At 48.0% G+C, this 7486-nt stretch carries 3 protein-coding genes; all 3 read right to left on the bottom strand.

Annotation, left to right across the window (positions count from 1 at the left end):
• Positions 1–115 precede the first annotated feature (115 nt).
• Genes ACTHUT_RS11640 through ACTHUT_RS11630 form a run of 3 tightly spaced genes read right to left on the bottom strand, consistent with a single transcriptional unit; the run spans position 116 to position 7250 of the window.
• On the bottom strand, positions 116–2947 hold the full coding sequence (locus tag ACTHUT_RS11640; protein WP_250601628.1) for an SNF2-related protein: 2832 nt from the start codon (positions 2945–2947) through the stop codon (positions 116–118).
• On the bottom strand, positions 2944–6204 hold the full coding sequence (locus ACTHUT_RS11635; protein WP_250601626.1) for a DEAD/DEAH box helicase family protein: 3261 nt from the start codon (positions 6202–6204) through the stop codon (positions 2944–2946). The genes ACTHUT_RS11640 and ACTHUT_RS11635 overlap by 4 nt, the downstream gene beginning before the upstream one ends.
• Complete coding sequence (locus ACTHUT_RS11630) at positions 6204–7250, bottom strand: DNA methyltransferase (protein ID WP_440418813.1); 1047 nt, start codon at positions 7248–7250, stop codon at positions 6204–6206. Before ACTHUT_RS11630 ends, ACTHUT_RS11635 begins: the two co-directional genes overlap by 1 nt.
• Positions 7251–7486 lie beyond the last annotated feature (236 nt).

Here is a 7486-nt window from a genome sequence, read left to right as displayed (position 1 = left end):
AAACTACACTAGTTCGTTAAAGAAATATGCATAATATTTGAAATGCCATCTTAAATTATTTTTTAAAATGGCATATTGTTGTAAAAATAGAGTATTTTTATTTTAGTGATCGAGTTTATTTAATCACCCATCTTATGGTAAACAAATTCTTAGATTCAGATTTAAATGTTGTCTGGAGTTGTAAATTTCGGATAAGTAAGTCATGCTTCTCATCGATTTCGTCTTCTTTATCATCAAGAGTATTTCTTAAATGGCGTTTTTGTTGTTCTAACTTACGGATTTGGTTTTCATATTGTGCTAATTCAGCAGTATTTTGAGCTAAATTACGTTCTCGTTTGATAGCCTTGATTTTTGTTTTTATTTCTTCTAATTCATTTCCCAATATGGCTTTTTGATCCTCAGCCCAACGGTCGAATTGTAAAACACGGTCATAATAGTGGCGGTTGTTTTGCTCTTGGTATTGGACAAAGAAGCTGCCGCAACGCAGTTCCGCACTTTGGGTAATGTCGGACGGGATGGCTTGGGCTCGGTCAGTTTGTTTCGTACCAAGCAGTAAGAGTTTTTGGCAAAAATCTTCGTCCAGCCATTCACCATCATCGGTGCGGGCGGTGAATAGCAGGGTTTCGAAGGTGTCGGCTTGGGAAAAAATTTTGAGTTTTTCCACCGAAAGCCAGCCGCTCTTACCTTGGTTTTGCGCCAGTATGCTGATTTTCCTACCTCTAAAACCTATGTAGTCAAAAGTGATTTCGGCAACGGGCGTGTCAGCGTTTCGGCATTGTGCGATGCACCATTGTCCCAAGTCGGTATTCGGGCGGTGCAGGGCGGCGGTTTCGTCATCGTCTTTGAGCAGGCGGTATGCACCCAAATGCAAATGCGGCTTTGGGGCAGTTTTCAGGTCGAAGCGGTAGCTTTGCGGATTGAAGTCGGCGTAGTTGTTTAAGGCGAAGCGGCTGGCCAGCCAGAACCAGCGTTGAAAATCGTCTAGACGCTCACGGGTTTGCTGCAAACGGGTTTTGAATCGGTCGTGCACGTTGGTATCGAAATATTCCAACAGCCGCTCTTCCGCCAGTTTCCGTGTTTCGGCGATTTGTATTTCCAGCTCCTGTTGCAGCCGGTCGAAGGCTGTCTGAATCGCTTCGGGCGTGCGGCAGGTGTCGTAGATTTCCAATATTCTCTTTTCAAAATCCAGGCCGTCTGAAATCTTGCCCAGTATTTCGTCAGATGCGCCGAATACGCCGTCAAACAGTTTGAATTTGTCAGTTAAAAGTTCCAGCACACGGCGATCGGCATCGTTGCGTGTATTCAGAAAATTAATTACCACAACATCTGATTTTTGCCCATAGCGGTGGCAGCGGCCAATGCGCTGTTCGATGCGCTGAGGATTCCACGGCAAATCGTAGTTGATGAGCAGCGAACAAAATTGCAGGTTTACGCCTTCGGCGGCGGATTCGGTGGCAATCATGATTTTTGCCTGATTTTTAAAGGCATCAATCAGTGCGGTACGTTTGTCCACAGCGGGCGAGCCGGTGTGGTGCGGGCTGCCCGCGTTTTTATCCAGCCACGCCTTATAACGCCGTTGGCTGTCGGGATGTTTGTTGCTGCCGGAAAATAGTACGATTTGTCCTTCGTAACCGTTTTTTTCCAAAAATTCAAACAGGTATTCTTGGGTGCGCACCGATTCGGTAAAAATCACAGCCTTGTCCGCCGCACCTGTTTCCTGCATTTTTTGCAAACCGGTTTTCAAGGCTTGCAGCAGTGCTTGAGCTTTGCTGTCATGTGTCAGGGCACGGGCATGTTTGATGAAGCCGTCCATTTCGGCGATTTCCGCCGCCAGCAGTTTGAAGTCTATGTGTTCTGCATCGCCGTCGTTTTCGTCATCATCAAACGCTTCCCAGTCTTCCAAATCTTCGCCCAAGGCGGCAAGCAGGCTTTCAGACGGCCTTTGAGCCGTTTTTTGCATTGTATCCAGCCTTTGTCGGATAACGCCCAGTGTCCCGGAAAGGGCGGGTGTGGAAGATGCTAAAAGTTTGCGCAGTACCAATCCTGTCAAATGCCTTTGCCGTTTAGGCAGGGCGTAGGATTCACCTTTGGCCAAAAAATCGGAAACCGCTATGTAAAGCGCGTATTCGTCGTCGTTCAGGCGGTAATTTTGCGTGATGGTGTGGCGGCGGGTGTATCGGATATATTCCAACACATCCTTACGGAGCGTTCGTTTCACATAAGGCGATAAGCGTGTCCGCAATTCGTCCGTATCGCCACGATTAATAAAATACTTTTGAAATTCTTTTTTGCTGCCGAACAAATGTTCGTCCAGAAAAAGCGACAAGCCGTAAAATTCCATCAGTGAGTTTTGCAGCGGGGTAGCGGAAAGCAGTAGTTTTTGACTGCCTGCAAACGCATTTAAAAGCGTTTGCGTCTGCTTACTACCGCTTTTATAGACATTGCGTAATTTGTGCGCTTCGTCAAACACTACTAAATTCCAGCCGGCGGCATTGATTTCAGCGGCACATTTGGCGGCAAACTCATAGGAAACCACCAAAACCTGCCTGCCCGCTTTCGAAGTCAGAAAATCGGTCAGACTGCGGTTTTGCTGCTTTAAAACTGCTTTATCCAGCACCAAAGACGGCAACGAAAACTTTTCCCGCAATTCCGCCTGCCATTGCTTTCTCAACGCGGCGGGGCAAACCACCAACAGGCGGCGTTTGCGTTCCGCCCAAAGTTGGCACAATACCAAACCCGCTTCTATGGTTTTGCCCAAACCCACTTCGTCCGCCAGCAACACGCTTTCACGCAAAGGGTTTTCCAAAGCAAACAATGCGGCATCGATTTGGTGCGGCTGCAAATCCACCTGCGCTTCAAACAAAGCTTGCGACAGTCGCTCGTCGCCGCTTTTTTGGCACAAAAGCTGGTGCGCGTAATATTTGGCCTGATGCGGCGTGATGTTCATGCCTTATCCCCGTTTAAAATCATGTCGAACATGGTTTGCAGATAATTTTCGTCTTCCATAAACAGGATATGTTTTTCGCGGAACTCATCTTCGGTTTTGTCGAACACGGCTGCCGCGCCGTCGTCCAGCAAGCTCTTATATGGCGTAACGGACAAAATAAAGCTGTTCAACGTCAAATCTTGCAGATTCAAAGACTGTTCCAGCTTTTTCACTTCATCCGACAAACCGAATTTCGGATGTTCCCACGTCATGTGGCGTATGCCTTTGGGGTCGATGAAGGTCAGCCATTGCCTGCCGCTTTCCCTGTCCACCAGCCACAACAAAAAATCGGGATAGAAATTGCCTGCCAGCGCAAAACCCAAGCCCTTGGCTTTGTTTGCCGCGTTTCGCAGGAGATACAAATCCTTGTCCCCCGTCCATTCTTTCAGACGACCTTTTTCCCCCGCCACCTTTTGCAAATCCTTCACAAACTGAATTTCGCTCTCTTCATTCATGGACAGCGGCTTCATGGTAAAGGGCAAAGCCTCTTTGTTTTCCAACACCATAATCGGGTAAAACAAATGCGGGTCAAAGCAGATGGCTTCCACATTCGGCGCAGTCCAGCCCACCATCTTAGCCAATTCGCCCGATTCCACGCGGCGTTTCAAATCGTTTAATTTGGCTTCGTAGCCGCCGCCGTCTTCTGTTTTGTTGATGGAGAACAGATAGCTGTCGAGCATGGAACCGTTTTTTTCGTCCACGATTTTCTCGCGGTAAAACTGCCCTTCGTAAGCGGCTTTGAGCGACTTGTAAAACGCATCGGCATAGTCCAGCAGCAATTCGATCAAAAGACCTTCCTGTTTTTTTACGTCGGCAAAGGATTGCACTGCCAATTCGGATGGCGGGATATAGAGTTTGTACCAGCCGGTTGTTTCGGCAAAAGTTTTCAGACGGCCTTTGTCCAAACGAAGATTGTTCCAAGACTGCAAAAGCTTGTGCTGCTGCAATTTTATGTAAATCCTGTCCCAGTCGAACAGTTCAAACAGATTGCTGTTCAGTGCAGCCGTCTGTTTCTGCCTGTCTTTGGATTGGGCAATCCGATTACCCTTGCTGGCAAGTGCCTGAATTCGCGGATAACAGTCCAACACGGCAAAAGGCGGCTTGATTTTGCCCTGCCATTGTTTGGGAATATCGAACAAATCCACATTCATGCTGCGCTTGAAACTTTTTTGGCGGTTGCCCTTGTACTCGTCGTCCAAAGCCAAAGTCCGCAATTTCACGCCCTGCGGCAGATTGGGCTGAACTTTAAAGTCCAGCGTGATGATGTCTTCGGTATCTACGCCTTCTTCCGCCAGATATTCGCGGAATTTTTCCATATAGTCGGCGTTGATACCGAAAATATTGAGCGTTTCCAGCTTTTCCAGATGTACGCCGTGCGGACGCTCGCCCGGCAGGCTGCGCTTGAGCGAATAGCCCTGTCCCTTGAGGCGCACGCCGCGACCGAAAAGCTGGATAATCTGGCTGCCTTCGCTTTTGCCCATGTTCAAAAGCCCCATGGTGGAAACGCGCCAGCTCGACCAGCCTTCGGTAAATTTTTTCGAGCCGATCAAGAAATTGATATTGCCCGAAGGCGTATTGATCGTATCAAACAGGCTACCTGAAAATTCATCGCCCGAAGTATCGAATTCATCGCGATAGTTTTCACCCGATTTGGCAAAATCCGCCGCATTGCCGATATTGATGACGCCGAACGCGGGGAAACTGCCGACCGACAGCGACAATTCGCCCTCCGCCTTTTTAAGCTGCTTAAGCTGTAAGCGTCCGCCGCTTTCGGCATTGAACACCAAACGCAGAATATCGTCGTACAAAGCCCCCGAATTACCTGCAAAATCCATCAAGGGCGCGAAGCGGCGCAGGAAGATATTGTTGTCCTTATCGTCCAAAAGCCTTGCCTTGTCCGCCACCAAATCCGCCAGATAGCCTTCCACTTTTTCCCGCTCGTTCAGGAAAAACGCCAAAAACGACAACACATGGAACACGTCCGATTTTTCCGTTTTCTGTTCGGCGGTTTCGCTGCCGCTGGTTTTATCGGCAACGCTTTTACCGACAAAAATCATCAAAGGCTTTTCGATATTCCAAACGTGCAGGCTGCTTTCGTGTTTCCGATATAGATACATCTGCTGGTAAAACGACAACAAACAGGCAGTAAAATACAGCTTTTCATGTTCGGCGAAATACGCGCCTTTTTTCAGGTTCAGAATCAGGCTTTCCTTGCCGTAGCCATCGGCGTAGAAATATTTGTAGGAATAGTCGAACAAAATGGATTTGGCGTATTTTTCGCGCAGGGCATTCTTTTTGCCCGACACCGCCTGCCCCAAAGTTGCCGAATACTCAAAGGAAAAGCCGCCTTTGGTTAAGGCTTCGCGCCGTTTCAGCCATGCGCCGTCGGTCGCACTCGAGCCGCTGTGTCCCTCATCCACCAAAACCAGATTACTGCCCGCAAAGGCTTCTACCGCCACGGTTTTTTCACCCGATTTGTCGCCCAGCTTGTTGATGTCGATGACTTCCACTTTGATGCCCAAACTGTTGGCATCAAAATCCAAAGAAGGCTGGTGCGACGTACTGTTTTTATCGAACAGGGCTGCGCCGAAACCAGACAAGGCCAAATCCGCGACGTGTTGCCTGCTCAAGCCTTCTCGCGGGGTCAAGACGATGATTTTGTCAGGTTTTTTGTCCGCATATTCCAAATACTGCAGAATATTGACGTGCATTAACAGCGTTTTGCCGCTGCCCGTGGCGTTCCAAAAGGCGGTCATATTCAAATCTTCCGCCTGATAGGGCGCGAACTTTTCCGCCGCCTTACCCGTTTCGTTTTGATATTGTTCAAGCTGTTCGTTCAACGCCTCCAGCAGCGCATCGCGGCGGTTGAAATACCAATCCAGATAAATCTCGGTAAAAATCAGCGACAGATATTGGAAATATTTCAGCTTCAATTCCTGATGGTAGATTTTATTGCGCTTTTGCGTGATTTGCCGCCAATGGTGCAACACGTTCAAATCGTAGCGGCGCAAATCGTTTTCCGACAAGGCAGAGCCTTCGCCGAAAAACAAAACGCCCGTCAGTTGGTGGAAGAAGCCGCTTTGGCCGTCATTCGCTTCGCCTTCGTATTCGTCGCCGCCCATCTGCGCTTTGAGCGTTGCCAAATCTTTTTTGTGGAACAGCGAGAGCAGCCAACGGTTTAAAATCAGATGGTCGTGGAAAGTCGGTTTTTTCGCCATTATTGCGCCTCCCCAAACATCAACGCCATAAACTCGCTTTCAATCTGGCGGATTTTCAGACGGCCTGTAACACCGTTTTCGTTTTCCCACACCGTGGCGATGTTGTGGTCGCCGTTGATATACACCGTGCCGTATTCCGAATCTTGCGGGTTGATTTTCAGACGGCCTAACAGCGCATCCAAACCTTCGTATCCTACCTTTTCGCAATCGCGCCAAAGCACCAGCGCGGTTTCCCCGTCCGGCAGCGTGCCTTCCACGGCCAAATAGCCGTCTTTTTCAATGCGGTCTTTGACGGCATGGACGCGCAGGCCCAGCAGGTAATTGAAGGTTTCTACCAAATCGATGTTCACACGCTTGGTCGCGCCTGCCGAATCGGTGGCGATGTCCATTTGGTAATTGAAAGGCCGTTTGAAAACTTCGGTATTGAGCAGCGAATCGCGGCTTTGGTCGGCCAGCATATAGCGCAAGAGATAATCTTCTTTCACGCCATTATTCAATTTGGCAAACAAATCGCCGTTGTCTTTTAACACCAGGTTGTTCAACGTGTCTTCGTAGCTTTCCAGCTTTAAGACTTTGACGATTTGCGGCACGCCGTGCAGGCTGCTTTCTTTATCGGCTTCGGGTTTGCCGTCTTTCCAATTTTCGGCATAAACCACTTTTTGCACGCGCGGCTTCAACACCGTGTCGAAATATTCGCCCTGTTCGACCAGGATGTATTTGCGCCTGCCGCCGTCTTCACGGTTCAGGTTGATGACGGCATGGGCGGTCGTGCCACTACCGGCGAAGTAGTCAAGGATTAACCCGTAATTTTCATCGTTAATGGCACGAATTGCGTCTAAAACCGTATGTGGAGATTTGGGATAAGAAAATAGCTCTCTCTGACCTATCGTATTATCAAGAATTTTAGTTCCATAATCACTTGCAGAATATTTTGAATCACTCCAAATACTTTGCATTAACTTCCCATCTAAGCCACCCCTAAACTTAAAGTAAACCTGATAGCCGTTATTGGTTTGATTTGCCCATAAATCACCATCTTTAAACATTTTTTCAATAACATCTTTACCGCGTCTCCAAATGCGTTTTTGCCCAGAGCTATCAATAGGCCAAATCTCAATAGGCAATATCTCAGTAACTGAAATCTGTTCAGTTAATGGATTAAAGTAAATCGGGTAGTAGCGTTCTTGCAATGAACCATCTGCACGCTCAGCTTCACTATCTACACCTTGTTTTCTAAGATTTACAGGTAAATACCATGAACCATCAGTATCTTTCTTATAGT

It is taken from the genome of Neisseria sp. P0022.S010 (assembly GCF_051956635.1).
This window is presented reverse-complemented; position numbering and strand designations above follow the sequence as displayed.